This is a genomic window from Undibacterium sp. Xuan67W, from assembly GCF_049340165.1.
Taxonomy (GTDB): Bacteria; Pseudomonadota; Gammaproteobacteria; order Burkholderiales; family Burkholderiaceae_D; genus Undibacterium.
The window spans coordinates 297611-322409 of the sequence record NZ_JBMPPN010000001.1 but is presented as its reverse complement, the minus strand read 5'-3'; the positions used below and the strand labels follow the sequence as shown (position 1 = coordinate 322409).

General features: G+C 48.9%; 22 protein-coding genes. 12 read left to right on the top strand and 10 right to left on the bottom strand.

Annotation, left to right across the window (positions count from 1 at the left end; translation table 11 throughout):
• Window positions 1-268: 268 nt before the first annotated feature.
• Together eno and ftsB are read left to right on the top strand one after the other, a co-directional pair.
• On the top strand, window positions 269-1552 hold the full coding sequence (gene eno / locus ACO0LE_RS01480) for a phosphopyruvate hydratase (protein WP_422958639.1): 1284 nt from the start codon (window positions 269-271) through the stop codon (window positions 1550-1552).
• Between the two features lie 70 nt (window positions 1553-1622).
• Window positions 1623-1958 (top strand): cell division protein FtsB, encoded by a 336-nt coding sequence (ftsB, locus tag ACO0LE_RS01475; protein ID WP_422956272.1) that lies wholly within the window; start codon window positions 1623-1625, stop codon window positions 1956-1958.
• Window positions 1959-2060: 102 nt separating this feature from the next.
• On the opposite strand, the gene hslO is transcribed toward ftsB, so the two are convergent.
• Window positions 2061-2987 carry an Hsp33 family molecular chaperone HslO gene (gene hslO / locus ACO0LE_RS01470; protein WP_422958638.1) on the bottom strand — a complete coding sequence of 309 codons (927 nt, stop codon included), beginning with the start codon at window positions 2985-2987 and terminating at the stop codon, window positions 2061-2063.
• Between the two features lie 66 nt (window positions 2988-3053).
• Window positions 3054-3578 carry a gamma carbonic anhydrase family protein gene (locus ACO0LE_RS01465; protein ID WP_422958637.1) on the bottom strand — a complete coding sequence of 175 codons (525 nt, stop codon included), beginning with the start codon at window positions 3576-3578 and terminating at the stop codon, window positions 3054-3056.
• Window positions 3579-3647: 69 nt separating this feature from the next.
• On the opposite strand from ACO0LE_RS01465, the gene ACO0LE_RS01460 reads away from it, so the two are divergent.
• Together ACO0LE_RS01460 and ACO0LE_RS01455 are read left to right on the top strand one after the other, a co-directional pair.
• The gene (locus ACO0LE_RS01460; RefSeq protein ID WP_422958636.1) at window positions 3648-4508 is read left to right on the top strand and encodes a ferritin-like domain-containing protein; all 861 of its coding nucleotides are present in this window, start codon (window positions 3648-3650) and stop codon (window positions 4506-4508) included.
• A 92-nt stretch (window positions 4509-4600) separates the two neighbouring features.
• On the top strand, window positions 4601-5560 hold the full coding sequence (locus ACO0LE_RS01455; protein ID WP_422958635.1) for a flagella assembly protein FlgT middle domain-containing protein: 960 nt from the start codon (window positions 4601-4603) through the stop codon (window positions 5558-5560).
• 375 nt (window positions 5561-5935) lie between these two features.
• Here the strand turns inward: ACO0LE_RS01455 and ACO0LE_RS01450 are convergent, their stop codons facing one another.
• Window positions 5936-7624, bottom strand: a complete 1689-nt coding sequence (locus tag ACO0LE_RS01450; protein WP_422958634.1) for an acyl-CoA synthetase — start codon at window positions 7622-7624, stop codon at window positions 5936-5938.
• Between the two features lie 126 nt (window positions 7625-7750).
• Between ACO0LE_RS01450 and ACO0LE_RS01445 the strand changes: the two genes are divergently transcribed.
• The 6 genes from ACO0LE_RS01445 to rmuC all read left to right on the top strand — a co-directional run bounded on the left by ACO0LE_RS01445 (window position 7751) and on the right by rmuC (window position 15750).
• A complete protein-coding gene (locus ACO0LE_RS01445) occupies window positions 7751-8632 on the top strand; it encodes an alpha/beta fold hydrolase (RefSeq protein ID WP_422958633.1) in 882 nt (293 codons plus the stop codon).
• Between the two features lie 166 nt (window positions 8633-8798).
• The gene (locus ACO0LE_RS01440) at window positions 8799-9362 is read left to right on the top strand and encodes a hypothetical protein (RefSeq protein WP_422958632.1); all 564 of its coding nucleotides are present in this window, start codon (window positions 8799-8801) and stop codon (window positions 9360-9362) included.
• Window positions 9363-9592: 230 nt separating this feature from the next.
• Entirely contained in the window at window positions 9593-10834 is a 1242-nt protein-coding gene (locus ACO0LE_RS01435; protein WP_422958631.1) for a cystathionine gamma-synthase family protein, read from the top strand.
• A 193-nt stretch (window positions 10835-11027) separates the two neighbouring features.
• Complete coding sequence (locus tag ACO0LE_RS01430) at window positions 11028-13544, top strand: ABC transporter permease (protein ID WP_422958630.1); 2517 nt, start codon at window positions 11028-11030, stop codon at window positions 13542-13544.
• Between the two features lie 144 nt (window positions 13545-13688).
• Window positions 13689-14108: a group II truncated hemoglobin gene (locus ACO0LE_RS01425; protein WP_422958629.1), complete on the top strand. Its 420-nt coding sequence runs from the start codon at window positions 13689-13691 to the stop codon at window positions 14106-14108.
• Window positions 14109-14253: 145 nt separating this feature from the next.
• On the top strand, window positions 14254-15750 hold the full coding sequence (gene rmuC / locus ACO0LE_RS01420) for a DNA recombination protein RmuC (RefSeq protein ID WP_422958628.1): 1497 nt from the start codon (window positions 14254-14256) through the stop codon (window positions 15748-15750).
• A 483-nt stretch (window positions 15751-16233) separates the two neighbouring features.
• On the opposite strand, the gene ACO0LE_RS01415 is transcribed toward rmuC, so the two are convergent.
• On the bottom strand, window positions 16234-16695 hold the full coding sequence (locus tag ACO0LE_RS01415; RefSeq protein WP_422958627.1) for a cache domain-containing protein: 462 nt from the start codon (window positions 16693-16695) through the stop codon (window positions 16234-16236).
• 278 nt (window positions 16696-16973) lie between these two features.
• Between ACO0LE_RS01415 and ACO0LE_RS01410 the strand changes: the two genes are divergently transcribed.
• Together ACO0LE_RS01410 and ACO0LE_RS01405 are read left to right on the top strand one after the other, a co-directional pair.
• Window positions 16974-17609: a hypothetical protein gene (locus tag ACO0LE_RS01410; RefSeq protein WP_422958626.1), complete on the top strand. Its 636-nt coding sequence runs from the start codon at window positions 16974-16976 to the stop codon at window positions 17607-17609.
• A 142-nt stretch (window positions 17610-17751) separates the two neighbouring features.
• Window positions 17752-18351, top strand: coding sequence for a DUF924 family protein (locus ACO0LE_RS01405; RefSeq protein ID WP_422958625.1), 600 nt, complete (start codon window positions 17752-17754; stop codon window positions 18349-18351).
• A 31-nt stretch (window positions 18352-18382) separates the two neighbouring features.
• Here the strand turns inward: ACO0LE_RS01405 and ACO0LE_RS01400 are convergent, their stop codons facing one another.
• The 6 genes from ACO0LE_RS01400 to ACO0LE_RS01375 all read right to left on the bottom strand — a co-directional run bounded on the left by ACO0LE_RS01400 (window position 18383) and on the right by ACO0LE_RS01375 (window position 24661).
• Window positions 18383-19060: a hypothetical protein gene (locus ACO0LE_RS01400; RefSeq protein ID WP_422958624.1), complete on the bottom strand. Its 678-nt coding sequence runs from the start codon at window positions 19058-19060 to the stop codon at window positions 18383-18385.
• Between the two features lie 645 nt (window positions 19061-19705).
• The gene (locus ACO0LE_RS01395; protein ID WP_422958623.1) at window positions 19706-21319 is read right to left on the bottom strand and encodes a sensor domain-containing diguanylate cyclase; all 1614 of its coding nucleotides are present in this window, start codon (window positions 21317-21319) and stop codon (window positions 19706-19708) included.
• 124 nt (window positions 21320-21443) lie between these two features.
• Entirely contained in the window at window positions 21444-21884 is a 441-nt protein-coding gene (locus ACO0LE_RS01390) for a hypothetical protein (RefSeq protein ID WP_422958622.1), read from the bottom strand.
• A gap of 9 nt (window positions 21885-21893) precedes the next feature.
• On the bottom strand, window positions 21894-23153 hold the full coding sequence (locus ACO0LE_RS01385) for a porin (RefSeq protein WP_422958621.1): 1260 nt from the start codon (window positions 23151-23153) through the stop codon (window positions 21894-21896).
• A 216-nt stretch (window positions 23154-23369) separates the two neighbouring features.
• A complete protein-coding gene (locus ACO0LE_RS01380) occupies window positions 23370-23708 on the bottom strand; it encodes a ComEA family DNA-binding protein (RefSeq protein WP_422958620.1) in 339 nt (112 codons plus the stop codon).
• Between the two features lie 101 nt (window positions 23709-23809).
• Window positions 23810-24661 carry a peptidylprolyl isomerase gene (locus ACO0LE_RS01375; protein ID WP_422958619.1) on the bottom strand — a complete coding sequence of 284 codons (852 nt, stop codon included), beginning with the start codon at window positions 24659-24661 and terminating at the stop codon, window positions 23810-23812.
• Window positions 24662-24799 lie beyond the last annotated feature (138 nt).

Here is a 24799-nt window from a genome sequence, read left to right as displayed (position 1 = left end):
CCCTGAGTTGACTGAAATTTTTTTGAAGTTTGCTTGTTGTGCGTAGTCCTGCTTTTGCCTCAACCTGACGCAAGGGCGGTGGGCATAAAATTGTTGATGGCATGCGCTTTGTCTGTTGAACCAAAGTGTCGATGGTGACAACCGGAATCATGATTTTATCTGACAGCCTGTGCCGATCCGGACGGCCGACTTTGAGTGCACATGGTTAAGATGAACTTCGCAGCTTGTTGAAATTTTGTTCGCTATATTGATTGTTTAGGAGAAATGAATGAGTGCCATCGTTGACATTATCGGTCGTGAAATTATTGATTCACGCGGCAATCCAACAGTTGAATGTGATGTTTTGCTGGAATCCGGCGTCATGGGACGTGCCGCTGTACCATCCGGTGCTTCGACAGGTTCCCGTGAAGCGATTGAATTGCGTGACGGTGATAAGTCTCGTTACCTAGGCAAAGGCGTATTAAAAGCCTGCGAACATATCAATACAGAAATCGCTGAAGCGATCATGGGCCTGGATGCGAACGAGCAAGCCTTCCTTGACCGCACTCTGATTGATCTTGATGGTACAGAAAACAAAGCACGTCTCGGCGCAAACGCGATCTTGGCGGTCTCTATGGCTGTGGCTAAGGCCGCTGCTGAAGAAGCAGGTTTGCCTTTGTATCGTTATTTCGGCGGTTCAGGCGCGATGCAATTGCCAGTGCCAATGATGAACGTCATCAACGGCGGCGCCCATGCAGACAATAATCTGGATATTCAAGAGTTCATGATTATCCCGGTTGGCGCACCTTCCTTCCGCGAAGCGATTCGTTATGGTGCCGAAGTATTCCATGCATTGAAAAAAATCCTGCACGACAAAGGGCTGACTACTGCAGTCGGTGACGAAGGTGGTTTTGCACCTTCCGTAGAGAACCATGAGTCAGCAATCAAGATGATCATTCAAGCGATTGAAGCGGCAGGCTATGAGCCAGGTACGCAAATCGCTCTGGGTCTGGATTGTGCTGCTAGTGAATTCTACAAAGATGGCAAATATCACCTTGAAGGTGAAGGCCTGACTTTGTCTTCTGCCGATTTCACCAACCTGCTGGCGACCTGGGTCGACAAATATCCTATCATCTCGATCGAAGATGGTATGGCAGAAGGCGACTGGGACGGTTGGGCAATTCTCACCGAAAAACTTGGTAAGAAAGTTCAGATCGTGGGTGACGATTTGTTCGTGACTAATACCAAGATCCTCAAAGAAGGCATACAAAAAGGTATCGCCAACTCCATCCTGATCAAGATCAATCAGATCGGTACTTTGACCGAGACTTTCGCTGCGATTGAAATGGCAAAACGTGCCGGTTACACCGCCGTTATTTCCCATCGTTCCGGCGAAACGGAAGACAGCACCATTGCTGATATCGCTGTCGGTACCAACGCGCTGCAAATCAAAACAGGTTCTATGTCCCGCTCTGATCGTATGGCGAAGTACAACCAGTTGCTGCGTATTGAAGAAGATTTGGGTGATATCGCTAGCTATCCAGGCCGTGATGCATTCTATAATCTGAAGTAAGCGTCAATGATAAAGGGGAACGGCGTTCCCCTTTTTTCTGACTTTTTCTTTTTCTGGCTGCGTTTATCCGATGCGTCTGATCGCGTTATCACTTGCTGCATTGCTTTTGCTGATCCAATTCCCGCTATGGTTGGGTAAGGGCGGTTGGTTGCGTGTATGGGATCTGGATAAGCAAGTATCCCAAGTACAAAAGCATAACGACGAGCTGAAAGAACGCAATAGTAAGCTCGAATCTGAGGTTCAGGATTTAAAAACGGGGACCGGTGCCGTTGAAGAGCGCGCTCGTTTTGAGCTGGGAATGATCAAGAAAGACGAGATTTTTGTGCAAATTCTTGCTCCGGGTAGTGCGGTACAAAAAACAGAAACACCGGCACCAGTGCTACAAAAAGAAAACGCTGCAAGATAAATTCTGCAGCGTTTTTTATTTTTTACTCGCTATTTGGAATGGTTTTTGTGTTTGTGTAACACATACGTCTATACGCGCGCACACGAATCTAATACTGACTATCTAATGCTTACTTTGGCTCACAATACTGGTTGCTTCAACCAGGGTATTTGCCACAAATAATTGTGCACAATCGACTTTGTCAAAGCCGTAGTGTTTGCCGCAAAAATCGCAATGAATATCAAGCTTGCCGAGTTCCTCGACTGCCGTATTAATTTCAGTCTCTCCCAGCATACGCAGCATGTCGCCGACTTTTTCACGTGTGCAATTACAATGAAATTCAGGATGTTGCGGCTCAAAAACCCGGATCGTTTCTTCCCAGAACAGTCGGTGCAGCAGCGTTTCGATATTGGTAGTCAATAACTCATCCTGCTTCAATGTACTGCCTAATACGACGGCACGGTTCCAGGCTTCAGCTTCGTCCTCGACAGTCGCTTCGATGCCGCCATGTTTTGGTAATTTTTGCAGCAGCATGCCACGTGCGACGGTGTCATCGGCAGCCAGCCATAATTTGGTATCAAGCTGCTCGGAGCGCATCATATAGTTTTCAATGATGACGGCAATACTGTCGCCATCGATAGGCACGATGCCCTGATACGCTTGCTGTCCTGGCAGTTTGTCATTCGGATCCAGAGTAATCACGAAACGGCCTTGTCCATGTGCATGGATCAGATCGGCTAGTGTCGCATCATCAGGAATGACCGCATCCGGTGCCAGTTTTGCTGTCGCCCGGATATGCAGTTTGTCATTGCATTCGACGACTAATAATTTTAAAGGACCATCACCGTGGATTTGCATGATCATGGTACCGTCAAATTTGAGATTCGCCGATAGCAGGGCAGATGCTGCAGTTAATTCGCCGAGTATGGTTTTAACCGCTTGCGGATAATTCTGGCGCGATAGAATTTGTTGCCAGGTATTCGATATTTCGACGAGTTCGCCGCGCACGCCTGCATGTTCAAACATGAATTTTTGTAATGAGTCTTGCATAGATAGTTGTGTACTTTATGTTGCTTTGAATCTTGATATCGGAGATGTTTCTTAGATTTTTGGGTATTAACCGATACGTTTCAGCTCGGTTTTAAATGATTGTCCACGGCGCACATAGTTCTGGGTATTACCGTGCATGCGCAGAATATCCTCTTCGTTCAAGGTGCGCACGGCTTTGGCTGGCGAGCCGATAATGAGTGAATAGTCTGGGAATTCTTTGCCTTCTGTGACCAGCGCACCCGCACCAACCAGACAGTTTTTTCCTATCTTGGCACCGTTCAGAATAACAGCCTGAATACCCACTAATGAGCCTTCACCGATCGTACAGCCGTGTAGCATCGCCTGATGCCCGATAGTCACGTTTTTACCGATCACCAAAGGGAAACCCGGATCGGTGTGCAGGATACAGCCTTCTTGCACATTGCTGTTCTCGCTAACGGTGATCAGTTCGTTATCGCCACGTATGGTCACGTCGAACCAGACACTGGCAAACGCTTCAATTTTCACTTTGCCAATAATATTAGCGGTGTCCGTGATGTATGCGCTCGGATCTATTTCTGGTGCAACGTCGCCTAACTGGTATATCGCCATGATTTTTCCGTAAAATAGAGAACATGTTGTAAACCCGTCTATTTTAACGCTCCTTGTATGAACTCACCGATGTCAACCGCAAATCCCTCCTCAATCACACCAGATGTTGCCAATGCAGGCCAGACTCAGGCAGATACGAGGGAACTGCGTTGTGCTGCACTCAACTGGCTGGCAGAGCCACATATCGACGCAAAAGTTGGCGGGGTATTGAAATTGCGGCAAGACTGGCTGGCGGGAGCATTGAGTCTGGATGCTTCTGCCAGTCTATCGGCAGATCAGCCTATCCCGGGCCGTCCCGATCGACCTGAGCTGGTGCCGCCGCTGCAAGTCAAGCGCAGAGCGATGAACACAGTGGAGGGGCGGGCAGTGTTGATCCATGCTCTGGCGCACATCGAATTTAATGCCATCAATCTTGCGCTCGACGCGATCTGGCGTTTCGCTGATATGCCACGTGATTATTATGTTGACTGGTTGCAAGTTGCGCAAGAGGAGGCTTACCATTTCAGTTTGCTGGCAGATCACTTGCGCGTACTGGGTTATCAGTACGGAGATTTTCCCGCACATCACAGTTTGTGGGAGTTAGCCGAAAAAACGCAGGAAGACGTATTGGCAAGAATGGCACTAGTACCACGTACCATGGAAGCGCGCGGGCTCGATGCGACACCCGCGGTCAGAGCCAAGCTGGCACAGGCCAAAGACATCGCCGCTGCCGAGATTCTGGACGTTATCTTGCGGGATGAAATCGGTCATGTGATGATAGGCAATCGCTGGTTCGCCTATCTGTGCGAGTTAAGACAATTAGCGCCGGTCGCAACCTACGCCGCTTTAGCCCAGCAATACAAGGCACCGCAAATGCGCGGCCCATTTAATCTCGATGCACGCCGTGCCGCCGGTTTTAGTGAAGAAGAATTGACTGCATTACAGGCTTAGGATTTTTTAACCCGAATTTTCTATCAGAACAGCGACTAGCGGTCTGATAGATAACCCGGGTTCAACACCATTACATTTCAGAGGCCAACAGTATGAAGCATCTCATCGCGCTGCTAACGAGTGTCCTGCTTATATCCTCTGTGTTTGCACAGACGGCGACTATACCCGTGCCTGCTGCTGCATCGCAGGCTGCGGCAGAAACGCCTGTGCCAGCCAGCGACTATCGCCTGCCTGAACGAAAATTTAAAAAGAAGATTCTGGCAACGGCGTTCACAGTCGGCAAAAATGTACAGATCGACGATATCGATGAGGTAGGTCAGAATTTTCCGAAAGAGTTATTGCATCGACTTTATGTGACGCAGGGATTTTTGACCAGAATGTCGCCAAATTTGCTCTCATTTAATTATGAGGTTGACGCACCTTCAACACAATTGTTGCGCCAGTTGGGAACGCAATACGATAGTCAGTTCGTCATCTCAGGCACGATACTGGACGCCAGCGTCATCACAGAGAAAAAGTATTGGGGTCTGATCGAAAATAAAAAACGTCACCTGACATTGCAAATCGAATTGCATGATGTGGCGAGTGGTATTTTGCTTGCGCGCCATAAGCTTAGCCAGATTGCCGACAAAGATATCACGGTGGGTAAAGATAAGCCCTTTGCCAGTACCGTGTTCTTTTCAACTTCTTACGGAAAAGTTTTTGATCAGTTGCTGGAGCAGGCGACGACTATGATCATCAAGGATTTAGAAGCGACCAGCTTCTACGCAAAAATTACGCAGATCGGCCCAGATGGAGAAGTCATGCTGGATGTGGGATCTAATTCTGCGGTACTGCCAGGCGATGTATTCGCTATCTTTGGACGGCAAACAAATTTGTCCGCAAAAGGCATGGCACATGTCGCAACAGAACACCAGGAGCGCCGGCTAGGAACACTCGCCGTGATCAAAAGCCAGAGCTCATCGTCAATGGCTGAACTGTCTGCCGATACTAAAACCAGCGAAGTGAAAGTGGGTGATATTGTGAGAGCGGATACGGTTCTTGGACGATAATAAACACCTAGTCATATGGCTGTGAAGATGCTAGTTAAAAGTATGCCTCGGTTTAGAAAAATCGATTAATACGTTTTTGTTGCCCTTAATCGGTTCTTAAAATATATATTTTGAAAATGTCTCCATGAACGAAAAATTATCTCTGGTAGCACCTATTGCCATCATTTTTATTATTGCTTTGACCCAATGGAAGCTCTGTTTTAATGCAGACAAAAAGTATTTGGGCATACAAACAAATTTTCTCTATTACTTTTTTCTTGTATCTCTGATTATTGCTGGGATAATCATTTTTTTTAAGTGAAATCAAGCAAAGATTATTTTGGTGGATAGTGCCCGTAAGTTAATGTGGGGAAAAACGTTGAGTCAACCTTGTAGTCACAATCGCCCGGCAATTCTTTCCTCTTCCAATAAACGCAAAACCCGTCGCTGCACCTTACCCGTTGTCGTCATTGGCAATGCCGCGATGAATTCGATTTCTCTCGGATATTCATAAGGGGCGAGTTTGCCTCGTACGTGTGTTTGCAGCTCTGCGATCAGGTCTGCGCTACCTTCATAGCCGCTGCTTAACACCACATATGCTTTCACGATGTTGCCACGCTCTTTGTCGGGCTTGGGGATCACGGCGGCATTTGCTACCGCTGGATGTTTGACCAGGCAGTTTTCTATTTCTGAGGGGCCGATGCGATAACCGGCGGCCTTGAACATATCGTCGGCACGCCCCTGATACCAGAGGTAGCCATCTTCATCACGTAAGGCCAGGTCGCCTGTGCGGCACCAGTCGCCGGTGAATTTGTTTCGTGTGGCATCAGGGTTTTTCCAATAACCGAGAAAGAAGACGGGATCGGCCTGTCCATGAATATCCTTGCGGTGCATGGCGACTTCGCCGATCTGGTGATCGCCAACTTCGTTGCCATCATCATCTATAATCGCGACGCGATGTCCTGGATACGGTCGCCCCATGCTACCTGGCTTGGCGGGCCATTGCATGATGCTATTGCCGACGATGTAGTTCATCTCGGTTTGTCCAAACATTTCGTTCGGGATGATGCCGACAGCGTCGTTGCACCAGTTGAATACAGCGTCGCCGACTGCTTCTCCCGCACTCATGATGCTGCGTAACTTGAGCTGGTAGCGTGACTTGGGTTCCGGACAGGCTTTCATCATCATCTTGAGCGCAGTCGGGAACAGAAAGGTATTGGTGACCTGATATTTTTCCATCAGATAAAAAGCAGTTTCTGCGCTGAATCGCCCTTGGTAACCGACGATGGGCTGACCAAAATAAAGCGTCGGTAACAAGGCATCCATCAGGCCGCCGGTCCATGCCCAATCTGCTGGCGACCAGAAAACGTCCCCCGGCTGTGGAAACCAGTTTTGAGACGCGACAAAGCCGGTCAGGTTGCCAATAATTGCAGAATGAGGAATCACCGCACCTTTCGGCGCGCCTGTAGTACCGCTGGTATAGATCAAAATGGCAGGGTCACTCGCCTTGGTGATCGCCGGAGTAAAATCGGCCGGCATCTGCGGCACCGTGTGCGACCAGATCAGCGAGTCTTCAGCTTTGCATTGCAGAGTGATGAGGGTTTTTAACGCAGGACAATTACCGCGAATTTGCCAATACGCTTCGATGCCGCTCTGATCGACAATCAAGGCGACTGCTTCACTATTTTGCAGCCGATATTCCAGAGCTTCAGGGCCGAACAAAAAAGACAGCGGCATTGCAATTGCGCCCATCTGCAGACAGGCAATCACGCTGACCGCCGTCTCAGGACGCTGCGGCAGAATGTACGCAACGATATCGCCAGCCTTAACGCCTTGTGCGCGTAATAGATTCGATAACTGATTGGCCTGAGTTTGCAATTCGGCATAGCTCAAGGTACTGGTATTGCCTTCGGCATCTTCATAATGGATGGCAATACGATGAAAATCTTTACTCCAGCGCTGACAACAGACTTCCGCAATATTGAATTCAGCCGGAACATCCCAGCGAAAGTGCTGATAAAGATCCTGATAGTGATCGATTGTGCCGACGGCGGGTGCGTGTGTAAGCGTTTTTTTCTGACTCATCCTGACTCCGGTATAATTATCGAACGGTCGTGCTATTGTCTGTTATGCCTTAACGTTAATCCTAAACGAAAAACGGGCTTGCCGATATTGCAAGCGCTCTGTTTATTCACGAAAATTATTAATCTCATGATCAAATCATCTCGCTCAGAATTCATCCCCGTTCGCGGTCTTCAATATCACGTACGTCATTGGGGACCTGACAATGCGCCCAAGATCGTGATGTTGCACGGCTGGATGGATGTCTCCGCCTCGTTCCAGTTTGTCGTCGATTGCCTGAAGCAAGACTGGCATGTTATTGCACCGGACTGGCGGGGATTTGGTCTTACTGATGCCCCGCATGCGGATTGCTATTGGTTTCCTGATTACATGGGTGATTTGGACGCGATTTTGCAATATTATTCGCCCGACGACGCCGTCAATTTATTAGGGCATAGCATGGGAGGCAATGTCGTGGGGATCTACGCCGGCGTACGTCCAGAGCGGATCAGAAAGCTGATTAATCTCGAAGGCTTTGGCATGCCTACCACGACGCCAGGTCAGGCACCTGGTCGCTATCTGAAGTGGCTGGATGAATTGCGTGAAGCACCGGTATTGCGAACCTACGCAACACAAGCGGAAGTCGCAGGGCGTTTGCAAAAAACGAATCCACGATTATCTGATGAGCGTGCCGCATTTTTATCCCAGCACTGGGCGCGCCAAAATGATAATGGTCGCTGGGAGATACTCGGTGATCCGGCGCACAAACTTACCAGTCCTTTGCTCTATCATGTCGAAGAAGTCATGGCTTGCTGGCAAAAAAATACGGCGCCAACCTTATGGTTCGAAGCGGACGATACCAATGTCTGGCATTGGATGGGGCCAAAACCGGAAGCCCGTATCGAAATCGACCGTCGGCTGTCCCATATTCCGCATTTGCGGAAAGAAATGATACAGAATGCAGGACACATGTTGCATCATGATCAGCCAGAAATTCTGGCGGAAATCATTGAGCAGTTTTTGCTTGAGTGAGTTTTTTTGAAGGTGGCGTACAGTAGGGTGAACTACAGGGAGAGCCGATTAGTCCAAATTAAGCTAAATTAAGCGCAAAATGATCTGCTCATTATTTGGCATTCTAATCAGCGCACTAGTCAGTGTATTGAGAGACGTATACATGAAACGAATTCTTCTATCCTTCATGTTGACAATAATCACGTTCGCTTATGCGGATGAGCTGTCAGCAACCGTGCAGATTGGCGATATTGCGGGAGTGTATAAACATCGTTTTATGAATGGCGTAATCACACCGGGCAAAGCACCCGGTGAGGCTGACCAGCCCTATCAATCTGAAGACATTATTGAAATCGTCCAATATGATCCGTCGCATGTGTACTTTCGTGTGGAGCTTCAGTTTTATAACGGACACTCTTGCAGTGTCTATGGGATTGCTGGTCAGGAAAAGGATGGCTTTGCCTACCATGATCCTGCGCCTCCGCTGGCAGGAGAGCCGGCCTGCACCTTAATACTATCCGGCACGGCAGACCAATTGCGTATTACTGACCGGATTACTCCAACTGGTGTCGCAACTTGTCGCATGTATTGCGGCGCACGTGGCAGCTTGTCCGATTATCTGATCGCCAGGAGCGCCAAGCGCAAGATTCGCTACCTTGATCGTTTAAAAGCATCTAGAGAATATCTGGATGCCGTCAAGTCGTTTACAGCATCAAAGTCAGCTACTACTGACACTGCTGCCAGAAAATAATTTCAATGACCACGTTGGCACAATCGATCTGTCCATCATCTTTGCCTCAGTGACGCGGCTACATGATTGTTTTCTTATCTCTGAGGGGCAATTCCCTTTGACGCTCGGTGTAGTCCAATAGCTTTAGTGCTATCTGATTATCTTGCTATGCCGCGTCGCGGCAAAGAATCTCGGTTAAACTTACGAGATTCCTTTTCAGATCTGTTCTACTCCACAGCACCTATTTCATCATGAGCGAAAAAGCATCTTACGGCTTCACCACGACCATTCTTCACAGCGACCGGCAAAAAGCGATTGAGCACGGCTCTGCGCATAAGCCTGTTCATACCTCGGTGTTCTACGGCTATGAGGATGCTCGTGACTTGGCTGCGGTATTCCAGGGTAAGCAATCGGGTTATCGCTATGGACGTCAGGGCAATCCCACTGTGTCGGCACTCGAAGACAAGATTACCAAGATGGAAGACGGCCTGTCCAGCATTTGCTTTGCGACAGGAATGGCTGCGATTGGTGCGGTGTTTCAGGCCTTGTTGCGTCAGGGCGATCATGTAATTTCGTCCTCATTTTTATTTGGCAACACAAACAGTCTCTGGCAAACAGTGGCTGCGCAAGGTGTTGATGTGAGCTTTGTCGATGCTACCGATGTCGCGAATGTAGCCGCGGCGATTACACCGTCAACCCGCATGGTATTCGTGGAGACCATTGCCAACCCGCGCACCCAGATTGCAGATTTAAAACGGATCGGCGACTTATGCCGTGAGCGCGGGATTTTATATGTGGTGGACAACACCATGACCTCACCGTATCTGTTCCGCCCAAAAAGCGTCGGTGCTGGCCTCGTTGTGAATTCTTTGACGAAGTCGATTGCAGGTCATGGCAATGTACTAGGTGGTGCTTTAACCGATACGGGTGAATTTGACTGGTCCGCTTATCCGTATATTGCCGCCAATTTTAAAAAAGCACCGGCACCGCAGTGGGGGATGGCGCAGGTACGCGCCAAGGCTTTGCGTGATTTTGGCGCCTCGCTGTCGCCGGATGCGGCGCACCAGATCGCGGTCGGCGCCGAGACAATCGCCTTGCGTCTGGAGCGTGAATGTGCAAATGCGCTGGCACTGGCGCAGATGCTGGAGAACGATCCGCGCGTCGACGCCGTGCATTACCCTGGCTTGCCATCTCACCCGCAGCATCAGATTGCGAGTGACTTATTCCGGTCTTACGGTGCGCTGTTCAGTTTTGAATTGAAGCCGGAAATCGACTGCTTCGACTATCTCAATCGCTTACATCTGCCGATCTCTGCCACCCATCTGGGCGACACGCGGACTCTTGTGATTCCGGTAGCACACACCATCTTCTTTGAGATGGGCGCTGAACGCCGAGCCGCAATGGGGATAGTCGATTCACTGATCCGCGTTTCTGTGGGTATTGAAGACACTCAGGACTTGCTGAGTGACTTTGCGCAAGCCTTAAATGCCTGATGACCTCAGATTGAGTTAATCAGTGTTTGACTTATACTGGGTCTGAGTATCGGTATATAGATGCTCATGCACCGCATAAAACATGCGGAATGAGCCAATAAAGCTGGATACTCCCCTTTATTTCTCGTGATTCGTGTTTTTCCCAGTACGCTCCGGTAATTCCTAATTGTTTTTTATCCTCAGAAAGATCGCCATGTTACGACTCTCATTCAGTATGACCATGCGAGACTGGCGAGCGGGTGAATTACGATTCTTGCTGGTCGCCTTGATGATTGCGGTTGCGTCCTTGTCGTCGGTAGGTTTTTTTGTGGACCGGATGCGCAATGGATTGAATCGCGATGCACATCAGTTGCTTGGTGCGGATTTGCTGGTCAGCGCCGATCAGCCCATCAATCCTGCCTGGCGCACCGAAGCGCAACGACGTGGATTGACGATGGCAGAGACCATTGTTTTTCCAAGTATGGCGATTGCGGGGGAGGGCGATGCAATCACCACCAAGCTGGTCGCGCTGAAAGCCGTCACACCCGGTTACCCTTTGCGCGGCAACCTCAAGCTCAGCCAGTCGCCACAGGGCGCGGAGCTCACCACAACGCAGATTCCCGCGTCCGGCACCGTCTGGATAGACCCGACGCTGCTGCTCAGTATGAAACTCAAGACCGGTGATGCTCTCAAACTCGGCGATAAGACGCTCACCGTCACTCAACTGATCGCGAACGAGCCAGATCGTGGTGCCGCGTTTATGAACTTTGCACCGCGTGTCATGCTCAACATGAGTGACCTTGCTGATACCCGACTCATACAGAATGGTTCTCGCGTGACCTATCGCCTCCTGCTGGCGGGCAAAACTGATGTCGTTACGCCATTTCAGAAATGGCTGCAAGACAGTATCGACCGTGAGCAAACCAAAGGTGTGCGGCTAGAATCCCTCGAATCGGGTCGTCCTGAAATGCGTGCAACACTGGACCGTGCAGAGCAATTTTTATCACTGGTTGGCTTGTTGTCGGCGATGCTGGCAGCGGTTGCTGTGGCAATGGCGGCACGGCGCTTCATGCTGCGTCATGTCGATGCCTGCGCGATGTTGCGATGTCTTGGACAGACGCAAAATCAGGTCACGGGCATGTACCTGATCGAATTTTTGATCGTGGGACTATTGGGCAGCGCCGCAGGTGTCATCCTTGGCTTTGCCGGACATTATGTCTTGCTTGAATGGTTGGGCAAATTGGTCTCCAACGATTTGCCGCCTGCAAGTCTGCAACCGGCATTGCAGGGCATCGCGACTGGCTTGCTGCTATTGGTCGGCTTTGCCTTGCCGCCGATACTGCAATTGCGGAATGTCCCGCATAATCGCGTTATCCGTCGTGAACAAGATGCGCCGCAAGCGATGACGCTGGCGACCTATGGCCTCGGACTGGGTATGTTCGTCGGTTTGCTGTTATGGCAGGCCGGCGATGTGAAGCTAGGCTTGCTGACCGCATCCGGCTTTTTAATCGGCTTGCTGGTATTCGCCCTGATCGCCTGGCTCGCCGTTGCCTCCTTAAAACGCGTTCGCAATTTCAGCAGCCACACGGCATGGCGCTTTGCAATTACGGCGCTGCAACGCCGTCCTGGCGCAACCGTGATACAGGTGGTATCGCTGGCGCTAGGGCTGATGGCTTTATTGCTGCTGACGGTGGTACGTTCTGATCTGATCACTGCGTGGAAAAGTGCCACTCCGGCAGACGCGCCGAACCAATTCGTAATCAACATCCAGCCAGATCAAAAAGAAGAAATCACCAGGCGCTTGCAAGCCATTACACCGGATAAACAAGCGACGCTGTACCCGATGATCCGCGGGCGACTGATTCAGGTCAATGATAAAGCCATCACCGGCTATACTTATCCCGACGACAGGGCCAAACGCCTGGTCGAGAGAGAATTCAATCTGTCTACCATGCGCGACATGCCAGCGACGAATAAACTCATCGCCGGAAAATGGTATCAGGAGACCGGTGTACATCCGCAAGCAGAGGCATCGGTAGAAGAGGGTATTGCTAAAACTCTGGGGCTAAAATTAGGCGACAAACTGCGTTTTGATGTCGCCGGTCAGCAAGTTACGGCAGCGATTACCAGCCTGCGCAAGCTCGACTGGGGATCGATGCGTGTCAACTTTTTTGTCATTCTCAATCCTGCGGCGGTAGCTGAATTGCCGCAGACCTGGATCACCGCTTTTCATTTGCCAGAAAGCGACCAGCGGTCAGTGAATCAGTTGACGCTGGATTTTCCTAATCTAACGGTGGTGGGTGTCGGCGCCATGATCAAGCAAGTACAAAGCGTGCTGGATCAGGTCATTACGGCGGTTGAATTTTTGTTCCTGTTCACACTCGCATCGGGTGTGCTGGTCTTGTATGCGGCACTAGCCGGTTCGCAAGATTTGCGCATGCGCGAAGCGGCCCTGTTGCGTGCGTTAGGTGCGACTCGCAAGCAATTGTCGCAGGCGCAATGGATAGAATTTTTACTGGTCGGTGGATTGGCCGGCTTGCTCGCCGCCAGCGGCGCGTCCGCTATCGGCTGGGCACTGGCGCGATTTAGTTTTAATTTCGAATGGAGCTTCTCGCCGCTGGTCTGGCTAGCAGGTTTAAGCGTCGGCGCATTGTGCGCGCTGATTGGCGGCTGGATGGGATTACGCAATGTATTGAATCAACCGCCTTTGCTGAGTCTGCGTGAAAGCTGAACGTCAGCTGAATGACGGCTGAACGGAGGATTTGCCGAATTCAAATTATGGTCGCCATATTCACTGCGTGCACCACTAACGTCCAGACCCGGTATGCATTCGCGTATAGGGAAGAAACCTGTTACTACAAAATTGTTGCTAGGTATGAATACAGAAACAAACACGGATAATCACGAAGAAGAACAATCCAGGCTCTATACACTTATCGGCGGCGCAGACAAACTGCGTGAGATGGTCGATCGTTTTTATGACCTGATGGAACTAGAACCAGAATTTGCTGGCATCCGCGCACTGCATCCGACACCGATGGATGGCTCCCGCGATAAGCTGTTCTGGTTCTTGTCCGGCTGGATGGGTGGCCCGAATCTCTACATCGAACAATTCGGTCACCCGCGTTTGCGCGCACGCCATTTGCCGTATGCGATCGCCAGCAGTGAGCGCGATCAATGGCTGCGGTGCATGGCGTGGGCAATGCAAGATGTGGGAATCGCAGAAGAGTTGCAACAGCACCTGATGCAATCGTTTTACCAGACAGCAGATTGGATGCGGAATAAACCCGGCTGATCTGGGTAAATAAAGATCAGCATAATCCCTCTCCCGCAGACGGCAGAGAAGTGATGGATGAGGAAGAGCAGAACATACCTGCGCTTCGCTGAATGTAAAACGCTAATCCTGAACGTATCACTAACAAAAAATAAAAGAACACGACATGAATTTGATAGAAATTTTAGTACTCATCACGCTCGCTATTCTCCTGGTCGTGAACCTGCTTGTCTTGTCACGCAGTCGTAGTAGCGATGTCGGTACTCAACTGTTCGCACTACAACAGTCATTGAAGCAGGCACAACAGCAACAAGAGCAATTACAACAAGCACAGGAACGCTCTGAGCGCTCATTGCGGGAGCAGGTGCAATCGACGGCGCAAGCGACACGGCAAGAGCTGGGCGGAAATTTTTCACAGCTTCAACAAACCTTAGCTGCCCAACTGACCAGCGTCGCCACGCTGCAAAACAACCAGATAGATGCGTTTTCTCAGCAACTGATCAAGCTGACAGAGACCAACGCGCAGCAACTGGAACAAGTGCGCCTTGCCCTGATCCAGCAAAGCCAAAATTCGCGTGACGAGCAGGCGCTCAGCCTCAAAAGGTTTGGCGATACCTTAAATCAGAGTCTGGCAACACTGACCGAATCCAACGCCTTGCGCATGGCAGAAGTGCGGGCGACTCTAGAAGAAAAAATTAAACATCTGCAAGATGACAACGCCGCCAAACTCGAAGAGATGCGCAAGACCGTCGATGAAAAACTGCACGCCACGCTGGAGCAGCGTTTGGGTGAATCCTTTAAACAAGTCTCAGACCGTTTAGAAAAAGTGCATCAAGGTCTGGGCGAAATGCAGCAATTAGCCATTGGTGTCGGCGATCTGAAAAGGGTACTGACCAATGTGAAGACTCGCGGAACCTGGGGCGAGGTACAGCTAGAAATGGTGCTGGAGCAAATGCTCACGCCAGAACAATATGCCAAGAACGTCGAGACCGTACCCGGCTCTGGTGAGCGCGTAGAGTTCGCAGTGAAATTGCCAGGCAAAGAAGATGGCAGGGCACCCGTCTGGATGCCGATTGATGCCAAGTTCCCCAAAGAACAGTACGAGCGTCTGCTGGATGCTGCCGAGCGCGCAGATGCAGAAGGCGTGTCGCAGGCAGGCAAAGAATTAGAACGCGCAATCCGTGGCGAAGCTAAGACCATCGCTGAGAAATATCTCTCGCCGCCATTAACCACCGATTTTGCGATTTTGTTTTTACCGACCGAAGGTCTGTACGCCGAAGTCATGCGACGCCCGGGTCTGGCCGATGAATTGCAACGTACCTACCGCGTCAGCATCTCCGGCCCATCGACGTTGTCCGCATTGCTGAACAGTTTGCAGATGGGCTTCCGCACACTGGTATTAGAAAAACGTTCGTCAGAAGTCTGGCAAGTGTTAGGTGCAGTCAAGACCGAGTTCGGCAAGTTTGGCGACGTACTCGCGTCCACCAAAGCCGCTTTGGTCAGAGCCGCCGACAACATCGACAAAGCAGAAGTACGCACTCGACAAATGACCAGAAAGTTGAAGTCAGTCGAAGCATTGCCATCCGATTCCGCCCAGAGTCTATTGGGTGTGGACGGCGATTTAGGCCTGGATGAATCCGTAGATAACGATACTGCGGGTTGATATATTAATGTGCTCGGATCCTCGCATAACGTAAACCAACATTGCAACCAGTATGTTCCGTCATGCACACTAATCAAATTGAGCAATACTCAAATCGCAAAACGGTGCGTATTTCGAGGGGACAGTACATCATCATCTGCACAGTCATTCAAGAACCGAGCATACGCATTCACATTTTACTGATTCTCATCATCATAACCATTACTCAATGCCCGATAACATCTACAGGTCGCTTTATGTCTTCCACTAGTTCAAATGTTTTTGTGTATGCATTTAATATTAGGTTGGCGTTTGCCAGCTAAATATATAGGAAGCTTGGCAAGAAGTTGAAATTAATGGAATTTGGCCGAATCACACTTATCTGATGGTGAACTGAATAGAGAGGGAAGAGTAGTTTGCATTAAAAAAGCTCATAGTGATGAGCTTTTTTAGTATGGTACCAAAGACGATTTAAAACTAAATTGTCGTTGTTAGCCCGAATTATTACTTGTAGATTCCAACTCCTAAAAAATAACTATCTACTTTTTCGATATAGGTCGTTTTTTGTTCCAAAGCCTTGGTTGTTGGATTGGGCCATTTATATTCCACCCATCCAGAGCCCTTGGTCTTTGCAATTTGTATCATCTCTTTGGTCAGCAACTTGCCGTCACCGTCCTTAAAATCCATCATCTGCCGTCCAATCAGCTTTGGGTTGGCTGACGCCAACATGGTACCTTCCATGTCAAATGCGATAACGTAAAGATCACGGTCATGGAATTGCTTATTGGATACGTCATTGAAATCGCTGAGCGCTTTGTCCTTACCCACCGATCTGAAATAAGCTACTGCCTTTTTTACCATTGCCGTTGCTTGGTCAGCAGAGCCCCGATCCTCTGCTGCGACTGGTATTGAACTCGTGATGAACGACATAAAAAGCATAAATATTAATATTTTAATTTTTGTCATAATAATGTCCTTATCTATAATTTAATACTAGGTTATGTGAATCACGCATTAATACACTGACTATGTTTTATCTTCTCATCAAGGTAATTGCAAATTCCAAAAACAAAACATAAAAAACCTTGTAGCAGGATGAGTATAGGAGACCTTAAAAATCAATTTGCCAACAATTGTTACATCTAACATTCGTCATTTAAATGCGGAGTTTTCGGATAACCATCACACATCAAATCCTATATGTGAAATTATTTAAATACTATGTTTGATCCGGCTACTCTGGAATGCGAACTATTGCAGATCATCACTTAATTTACTTTTATATAAAAACATTCTTTTTTTCGGCACTACTTTTAATATGTACTGCTTGCGCTTCTACCAAACATGCTGACGATCAGCAGACTAAAGCGGCTGCGACTGACGTTCGTCCGGGTGAGAGTCGTACTCAACAAGTGGGTAGTGCTTTGACTGCGCCGCTGAGTGATTTTAATTTGATACAGACGACGATTCCGCCGGTGCTGATGGATGCGCAAAACAATCCGTATCGCGTCAGTACGGATGACACTTGTGCCAGCATTGAGATGCAGGTTGTGGCGCTGGATGCGGTGCTTGGACCGGATCTGGATAAACATGCTGAAGGTAATGATCCGAGCATGATGGACAAAGGCGTGAACGCTGCGGAGAATGCGTCGATCTCGGCTTTGCGACGGACTACCGAGGGTGTGATTCCTTTTCGTGGTTGGGTGCGTAAGCTGACGGGGGCTGAGCGTCATTCGGAAAAAGTGCTGGCATCGATTGCCGCAGGGACGATACGTCGTGGATTTTTAAAAGGTGTTGGTTACGCTAAAGGCTGCCAATATCCTGCCGCACCTTTGCCGCCGTTGCCTCCTGCTGTAGTAACACCTGCGCCAAAAAAATGATTGCCTGAGTTGATCTGGTAAGCCGCTCTTCATTAAAAATCCATCGCAAAATCATTATGTGATTGATGACTTAATTCATCAAATAAATCTTCACTCAAAAAAACTTCAATACCAGTCTTGAGCGCAACACATAAGGAATGCAATGGAAACTCCCTTGAGTATCAAGACCTTCTGGTTTGGTGATCATGCCGATGATGCACTGACTGCGGCGTTGCAAGCCAAACTCTGGTGGTCAAAAAATCCTGACATAGATCAGTTGATGACCCAACGCTTTGCTACGGTGACAGAGCAGGCGGCAGATGGCGCACTTGATGCCTGGAAGGCGACACCGGATGCATGTTTGTCCCTGATCCTGGTGTGCGATCAGTTTCCTCGGAATATGTATCGTGCGACTCCGCGCTCATTTGCTTATGATGCGCTGGCACGTCAACTTTGTCGTGATGGTTTAGCACAGGGCTTTGATCAGCAGCTCAGGTTGATCGAGCGGATATTTTTCTATTTACCGCTGGAGCATTCTGAATCTATTGCAGACCAGAATCAGTCTGTGTCCTTGTTCAGTGCTTTATTAGCAGCTGCGACAGCGCAGCAAAAATCCCTATTTGAAGGCTATGTGACTTATGCGCTCAGACATCGTGATGTGATTAGGCGGTTCGGACGTTTTCCTCATCGCAATCAGATACTTGATCGTGTTTCTATTCCAGAAGAATTGCAGTTTTTATCGGAACCGGGATCGTCGTTTTGATCTGAAGTATGAGTCGCTATAGTGGGTCTGCTTATTTACATTTTCCTGTCACCGCTGCGAATGCGATGACGAGGATTAAAAGTAAATTGGTGCTTTGGGAATATCTCGGTTTAATACAGTCTTGAATTTTGGCTTTGTCTGCGTCGGTCTGGAACTGCTCATATCTGGTGACGATAGGCGTATTCATTTCTTTCCCGGTGTTGTCTGCCATTGCCTGTATCTCACTTTGACTACTTTTATAGGCTTTGCGAATGGCCTGGCTGTCAGTCACCAAGAGCGAGGTGGACGGCATAGTCAACGCGGGAGCTGGATTGACTTTGTTCGTATTCATCTCTGTATCCGTTGTTGAATCTGATGTGTTGGCCGGCACATGGAGCGCGTGAGTATTCTCGGTAGTACTCTTGACTGATAGTGGCGGGGTGGCGCGCGATGTTGTTGCAATTTTTGTGCGTATCCGGTTTGCCGCACTCTGTGAGGAGATCGCCTTTTGTTCTGCTTGTTGCGGTATTTGCTGGCGAGGTGATTCCATCAGCATGCTGACCTGAATTTCTGACGTCGGGCTGGCGATATAAAAACTTGGCTGGTGATTGAGTTGCATCAACATGGCAATACTGATGCAGACCGCTAGCAAAGCGGATGTCAGGCGCTGACCCGTGCTTGTGGTTTTCCAATGTGGCTGCAGATGACTGGAGTGCCAGGAGCCGAGCATGAATGTCCTTATTGATGATCAGACGGTTACTGTTAATCAAAGATAACTGCGCAAGGATAACTGTGTATTTTTGACAGCAATATAGTCAATAAGTTCAGACCAGGCTGGAGATGACTATTGCGGGAGCTTCAAAACCTCCATACTCGAGTGCCACATCTGGATTAAAGGATTTTAGAGATTCTCTGGATTGCATTCCGCAGTGTTTATGCGCCTTTCCAGCCATTATTGACTTGGGAGGCGCATAAATTCTGTGAGATGAGGGAGCTTATAACAACCTCCACATTGAAAAATCACATCGATAGGACTGACGCAAAAACCAAGACCTCTCACCGCAGAGACACGGGGACAAGGTGGAAGTGACAGAGGCAGCAGTAGTAAGCGCTGTCATGAAAGATCGATTAACGTTTTTTTTGAGTTCCTACGATGGAATGTGTAAAAAAAACATAAGAGAGTTTTTAAAAAATTAGCGGAGCGCGTCGTGTCGTTCTATAGCTACTTTTTAAGCCTTGCAATATCAGTGTATTGCTGTATTGGGCTTGCCTAGCCTTTGACACCGCATCGTGATTAAGGGGGAGTTTAAGCTTCAACAAACTTTTTGAATCCCTCAATTCAAGCAGATAAATAATTTATCTCAAGCTGATCGAATCATGACTGGTACACGCTGTAATTATTTTTGCCTGATTTTTTGACTGCGTACATCGCATCATCTGCTTCTCGAATAATCTCGTTTTTATCAAAGTTAGCTTGCGCCACATAGGTGATGCCGATACTGGCGCCGATGCGGATGACGATGCCGTTGTCGAGTGTCAGAGCGGCACTGGTCTGATCGATGATTTTTTGTGCGATTTCTTTGGCTTTGTCGATTTGCTGCAAGTCTTTGAGGAGAATAATAAATTCATCGCCACCGAGCCGGGCAACGAAATCGGATTTTCTGAGAGTCTTGGTGACGATGTGCGTAAAGTGGCACAGGACTTGATCGCCAGTGTCATGGCCGTAATGATCGTTGACCTCTTTGAATTTATCTAGGTCGATCAGTAATAGGAAAAATCCTGTCACGTTACCGCGTTGTATCTCTTGTTTTAAGCGGGTGATTTCTTTATCAAAGCCGAGACGGTTAGATGTGCCGGTCAGATGATCGGTGACGGCAAGCTGGTTTGCCTCCTCTTCGCCGCTCTTGCGGTCGGTGATGTCATTGAGCAGGCCTTGCAGAACGCCTTCTTCGACTGGACTCATGACGACATGTAGCCACTTTCTCTGCGGCGGTTGACCGACTTCGATAGAGAAATCTTCGGACAGTACCTCATCCTGATTGGTTGCCTTGTCAATCATCAGGTGCAGACGCAGCTCCTGGCCTTCCAGCGCCTTGGTTAAGGCCGTATTGACCTTGTCTTCGGGCATGTTCTCGTCCACCGCCAGCAGGCGTAAAAAGGCGTGGTTATACGAAATAACCTCACCCGAAGTCTTTAATAGAAAGATGCCTGTTTCTGCATTATTGAAAATGGTCTGGAATTTTTTCTCACCGATTTCATGCTTGATGCGCAGTTGACGTTCGTCATCCAGAATGTGTACAAGCTTGCCGACGATTTCATTGACGTCACCGACTAGTTGGCCAATTTCATCTTTTTCATTGCCAGCCGGCAGGGCGAGTTTGACGCCGCTCTCGGGTGTCAGGTGATGCAGTTGATCCGAAATGGTCTTGATCGGTCGGGTGATGATGGTGAGAACGATATACACGACCGCGCAGGCCATGAGCAGGGCTTGCAGCATCAGGAGATAGCCGATAAATCGAGCCTTTTCATCGACTTGCTGGCGGATGAATAGCAGATTGGGCTCGAGTTCGATCTGGCAGACTTTTTCTTTTTCATTAAACGGAGAGAAGACATCGCGCACCGTCGGTATTGCCTTGTCTGGAATCACGATGTTGTTGGCGACTTTGGTCTCTTTGGGGTCTGTGTTTTTGCTCATGTGCGCCAGAATGCTGGAACCAGAAAAAATCTTGATACTGGCGACGTCTGCGTTCTTCAGCAGCCCGCGGCTGACTTCGGAGGCGAGATTCATGTCTGCAAGATAGCAGGCAATACTAGTAGTGCTCTCTACCGTACTAAGTAAATCTCCCATGCGGTTATTGGCTCGTTCTTGTTCTATGTGCGATGTCCAATAGTAGGTAAATACCGCAAAAAAACTACCAACCAGTAAGGCAATACCCAACACAATAAATGCGCTGCGATAAACGATGCTGGTACGGAGTAATTGGAGCATATTGTGCAATAAAGTTTAGGCGGGCTTTGCTGTGGTTGCCGGCTGCGGCAATTCGTTGATCAGGCTGTTGCCGCTCAGAGACTATCTGCGTCGGCAAACCTGATGAGCGTATTTTATAACGACCTTATTGTGTTGCGTCAAAAACGACTTTGACACGTTTATCGACTTTTTTCTTATCAATATACGCGATCGCTCCTTTGTTGTTGCTGACGATATCGATAATCTCTTCCACGCTGTCGACCTGGCGCGGCGGTGAGCCTTGGCCTGAAAACATCAGTCGTGCCCAGTAAGAGTTAATCTCGGGCAGTTCTTTATTCACCATGCTGGAATAGAATTTACTTTTTTCCGAGACTGGATTGGCCAGGTCTAGCGGTTGTGCACTGATGCCTGAGGCAAGCTTGCGGTAGCGGCCCATATAGATGTTGATGACGTCATCTTTACTCATTTTTTCTATACCGCTATTCGGGTTGGCGATGACAACGAAGTCGGCAGCACGCGCGCGGGCACAGACAGTGAGCGCCAGAATAAACAGTGACAAACGCATGAGGGCGGCGAAGGTCGTCATAGCGCTCGCCTAAAATATGAAGTTGACCGAGACGCTGAGCAGGGTTGCGTTTCCATCCCAGCCTGGTTGCTGATTACGCACCAGCAATCTTTGCTTATTGTTGATGTGATCGAGTTGAATTTTCAGATCTGTCTTATCATTCAAGTCATAACGTACGCCGAATGAGAGTGTTGTTTGTTCATTCAACTGGCTGTTCGCCACGTTATAGCTACCGGCAATAAGCGCATCGATATAGGGATTGATACCCGCTGGCAAGCCAGTGTTGCCATCGCCTTCTCTGCGCAGGGGGCGTGCTGCGGAGTAAGTGGCATAGGGCGTCCATTTGCCGGTTCGGTAGCCGACGGTGGCATAGCCAGCCGCATAGCCAGGGAAGCCAAGCGTATCTGATTTGGTTGAGCTCAGCATGAATTGCGCTTGTAACGGGCCCTCGTCATAGGCCAGGCCTGCGGAGTAATATTTGATCGTTTTATCCTGGAATCCGACTTCATCAGCGACTTTTCCCGCGGATGGATTCAATGCCAGAATCGCAGGATCGCGTAGCCCGTTGATGAGTGCCGGCAGGCCGGGAAATTCGTTTTTAAACCGCAATTGGCTGTAGCCAAGTCGGTAAGACCAGGACTGGGTTTGATATTCCAGATGGGCACCCATTACATCGGAACCGTTCAGCGAAAAATATTCGTCTGGCCCACCGGTTGAGCTTTTTTCACGCGCTTTACCGGCGAATGTTTTGATACGTGCCACACCATTACCCAACGGATACTTCAGAACCAGATCGGCGCCGTCAATATAGGAAACAATAAGACTACCAAAATAATCAACAGGAGGCCGTACCCAGAGGTAAGAATAGGCGACGTTGCGTGAGTCAGCGAGCAGGTAGACGTCAAAACCCAATCTGCCAGCACGGAGTTGAATATTGTCATTGGGATTGTAGCGAGCAAATGCCCAAGTGATTTCTGGATTAAATCCGGTTTGCGAGCGACGGCTGACGACTTGCAGCGTCGCATCGAGGTTGTCTAGAGGTGCGGTAGTGACTTGCAGGCCAAGCAGTGAGTCAACGCCCAAGTCGAGTTTGCGGGTATAGCCGACACCGTCTGGCTGTAGCAGATCACGGATAAAGTCGGCTTGTCTGTTCGAGTTATAAACGGCTCCCAAGGTGCCGAAGCCACTGAGGGAAAATGAGGATTTGTGACCGTCCTCTGCGAATACTGGCAGGCCACAGGCAAGTAAGCAAAAAGTGGTAAAGCATCGTCGGGTGATCAAGTCCAGCATGGGATCAGGGGTCCTATCGAACAAGTTTTGTAACTGATGTGCCCAGCTTTATCTTACACATTTGAAAATAGACTTACAACTATCTCAGACTGTATTGCAGAATATAAGCAGATTTTGACGTTGATCCGAAAAGACAAAAAGCCAGCGTCAGGCCAGCTTTTTGTCTTGATTCATGCCGATATGTTGGCGATGTGACTTCAGTACCGCAAAAACAGCTTATTTCTTTTTGGCGTCGGTTTTTTGTTTGGCAATCACCAGATCTTTGATGCTGTTGTAGGCATCTTCAGGAATGATTTTTTTATTCAATAAATCATCTTTGCCCTTGTACGGACGACCTTTGATGATGGCATCTGATCGTGCATCACCTATTTTCGGCAGCTCAGAGAGTTCCTTTTTAGTGGCACTATTTAAATCAAGTAATTCAACTTTTGCAGAGGCGGACACGGAAGCCGACGCAGATGCGGAGGCTTTTTTGGGTTCGTCTTTGGTATGGGCTGAACTAATGGCCAACATCGCCATACTTGCGACCAAAATGGATTTCAACAGTTGATTCATCATGATTCCTTTATGTGGTACCCGCCTTGGAGGTGAGTGATAGACATTGAAAAAACAAGCAAATTAACGGCACTAAAAATTACCCAAGCTAGCCTATCATATTATTGTGTTTGCACCACTGAATTGATAAAAATCGCTGTCGTTGGAACGTCGCTTGAATTAGTAGCGACGGTCTTAAACTTGTCCATGATATCCAGGCCCGTCACAATTTTGCCAAATACGGCATATCCGGGATTGCTCGTGCTGGTGTAGTCGAAGCCGGTATTGCTGGCAACGTTGAAGTAAAACTGTGAGGTTGCCGAATCGACTGCGCTGGTGCGTGCCATGCCGATAGTGCCGCGCACATTGCTCAAGCCATTATTGGACTCTAATTTGATCGCTGCGAAAGGTGGCGTTGGTTGCTGCAAATCGCTGGTAAAGCCGCCACCCTGAGCAATCGAATAAGATGTGCTGTTGACTACACGATGGAAAATCTTGTTCACATAAAAACCATTCTCTACATAATTCAGGAAATTATCGACAGAGATTGGCGCTTTGGCAGGGTTGAGTTCAATGACGATATCGCCCAATGTCGTTTTCATCGTGACTTGCGGCTGTGCTGCCAGCGGGATCGTCAGTGAACCGGAATACAGTGATGCGCTGTCACCAGCGGTGATCGATACGGCGAATGTTCCTACGGCGACCATTTTGCAGGCAAACACGCGCTGCGTCGATGTGCCACCGGCGACTTCCGTAATTTTGAGACAGCCTGGATTGGAGATATTGATGCCGAGGTCGAGATTCTTGCCGACGACAGTCATATTGGTGACCTTGCGGTAGACCAGTTGGTCAGTCGTAACCGAGGTGACAGATACCGTTGACGCTGTGCTGGTAGAGCCGCTGCTGCCACCGCCGCATGCCGTTAACAAAGTGATGCTTGCGCAGCTCATCGCGATCCAGTGTAATAATTTCAATCTGTTCTCCTAAAAAAATAATCAAATGGTGATAGTGGTGATAACGGTAGTGACTGGTTTGGCGACAAAAGTAAATCGTATGGCGCCGATTATGACAAGGCAAAATCAGTATAGCGACACACGATAGTCTGGCTGATT

Bases quoted from the DNA above. Each gene is read 5' to 3' on its own strand.
- eno (WP_422958639.1), top strand. From the start codon at position 269: ATGAGTGCCATCGTTGACATTATCGGTCGTGAAATTATTGATTCACGC.
- ftsB (WP_422956272.1), top strand. From the start codon at position 1,623: ATGCGTCTGATCGCGTTATCACTTGCTGCATTGCTTTTGCTGATCCAA.
- hslO (WP_422958638.1), bottom strand. From the start codon at position 2,987: ATGCAAGACTCATTACAAAAATTCATGTTTGAACATGCAGGCGTGCGC.
- ACO0LE_RS01465 (WP_422958637.1), bottom strand. From the start codon at position 3,578: ATGGCGATATACCAGTTAGGCGACGTTGCACCAGAAATAGATCCGAGC.
- ACO0LE_RS01460 (WP_422958636.1), top strand. From the start codon at position 3,648: ATGTCAACCGCAAATCCCTCCTCAATCACACCAGATGTTGCCAATGCA.
- ACO0LE_RS01455 (WP_422958635.1), top strand. From the start codon at position 4,601: ATGAAGCATCTCATCGCGCTGCTAACGAGTGTCCTGCTTATATCCTCT.
- ACO0LE_RS01450 (WP_422958634.1), bottom strand. From the start codon at position 7,624: ATGAGTCAGAAAAAAACGCTTACACACGCACCCGCCGTCGGCACAATC.
- ACO0LE_RS01445 (WP_422958633.1), top strand. From the start codon at position 7,751: ATGATCAAATCATCTCGCTCAGAATTCATCCCCGTTCGCGGTCTTCAA.
- ACO0LE_RS01440 (WP_422958632.1), top strand. From the start codon at position 8,799: ATGTTGACAATAATCACGTTCGCTTATGCGGATGAGCTGTCAGCAACC.
- ACO0LE_RS01435 (WP_422958631.1), top strand. From the start codon at position 9,593: ATGAGCGAAAAAGCATCTTACGGCTTCACCACGACCATTCTTCACAGC.
- ACO0LE_RS01430 (WP_422958630.1), top strand. From the start codon at position 11,028: ATGTTACGACTCTCATTCAGTATGACCATGCGAGACTGGCGAGCGGGT.
- ACO0LE_RS01425 (WP_422958629.1), top strand. From the start codon at position 13,689: ATGAATACAGAAACAAACACGGATAATCACGAAGAAGAACAATCCAGG.
- rmuC (WP_422958628.1), top strand. From the start codon at position 14,254: ATGAATTTGATAGAAATTTTAGTACTCATCACGCTCGCTATTCTCCTG.
- ACO0LE_RS01415 (WP_422958627.1), bottom strand. From the start codon at position 16,695: ATGACAAAAATTAAAATATTAATATTTATGCTTTTTATGTCGTTCATC.
- ACO0LE_RS01410 (WP_422958626.1), top strand. From the start codon at position 16,974: ATGCGAACTATTGCAGATCATCACTTAATTTACTTTTATATAAAAACA.
- ACO0LE_RS01405 (WP_422958625.1), top strand. From the start codon at position 17,752: ATGGAAACTCCCTTGAGTATCAAGACCTTCTGGTTTGGTGATCATGCC.
- ACO0LE_RS01400 (WP_422958624.1), bottom strand. From the start codon at position 19,060: ATGCTCGGCTCCTGGCACTCCAGTCATCTGCAGCCACATTGGAAAACC.
- ACO0LE_RS01395 (WP_422958623.1), bottom strand. From the start codon at position 21,319: ATGCTCCAATTACTCCGTACCAGCATCGTTTATCGCAGCGCATTTATT.
- ACO0LE_RS01390 (WP_422958622.1), bottom strand. From the start codon at position 21,884: ATGACGACCTTCGCCGCCCTCATGCGTTTGTCACTGTTTATTCTGGCG.
- ACO0LE_RS01385 (WP_422958621.1), bottom strand. From the start codon at position 23,153: ATGCTGGACTTGATCACCCGACGATGCTTTACCACTTTTTGCTTACTT.
- ACO0LE_RS01380 (WP_422958620.1), bottom strand. From the start codon at position 23,708: ATGAATCAACTGTTGAAATCCATTTTGGTCGCAAGTATGGCGATGTTG.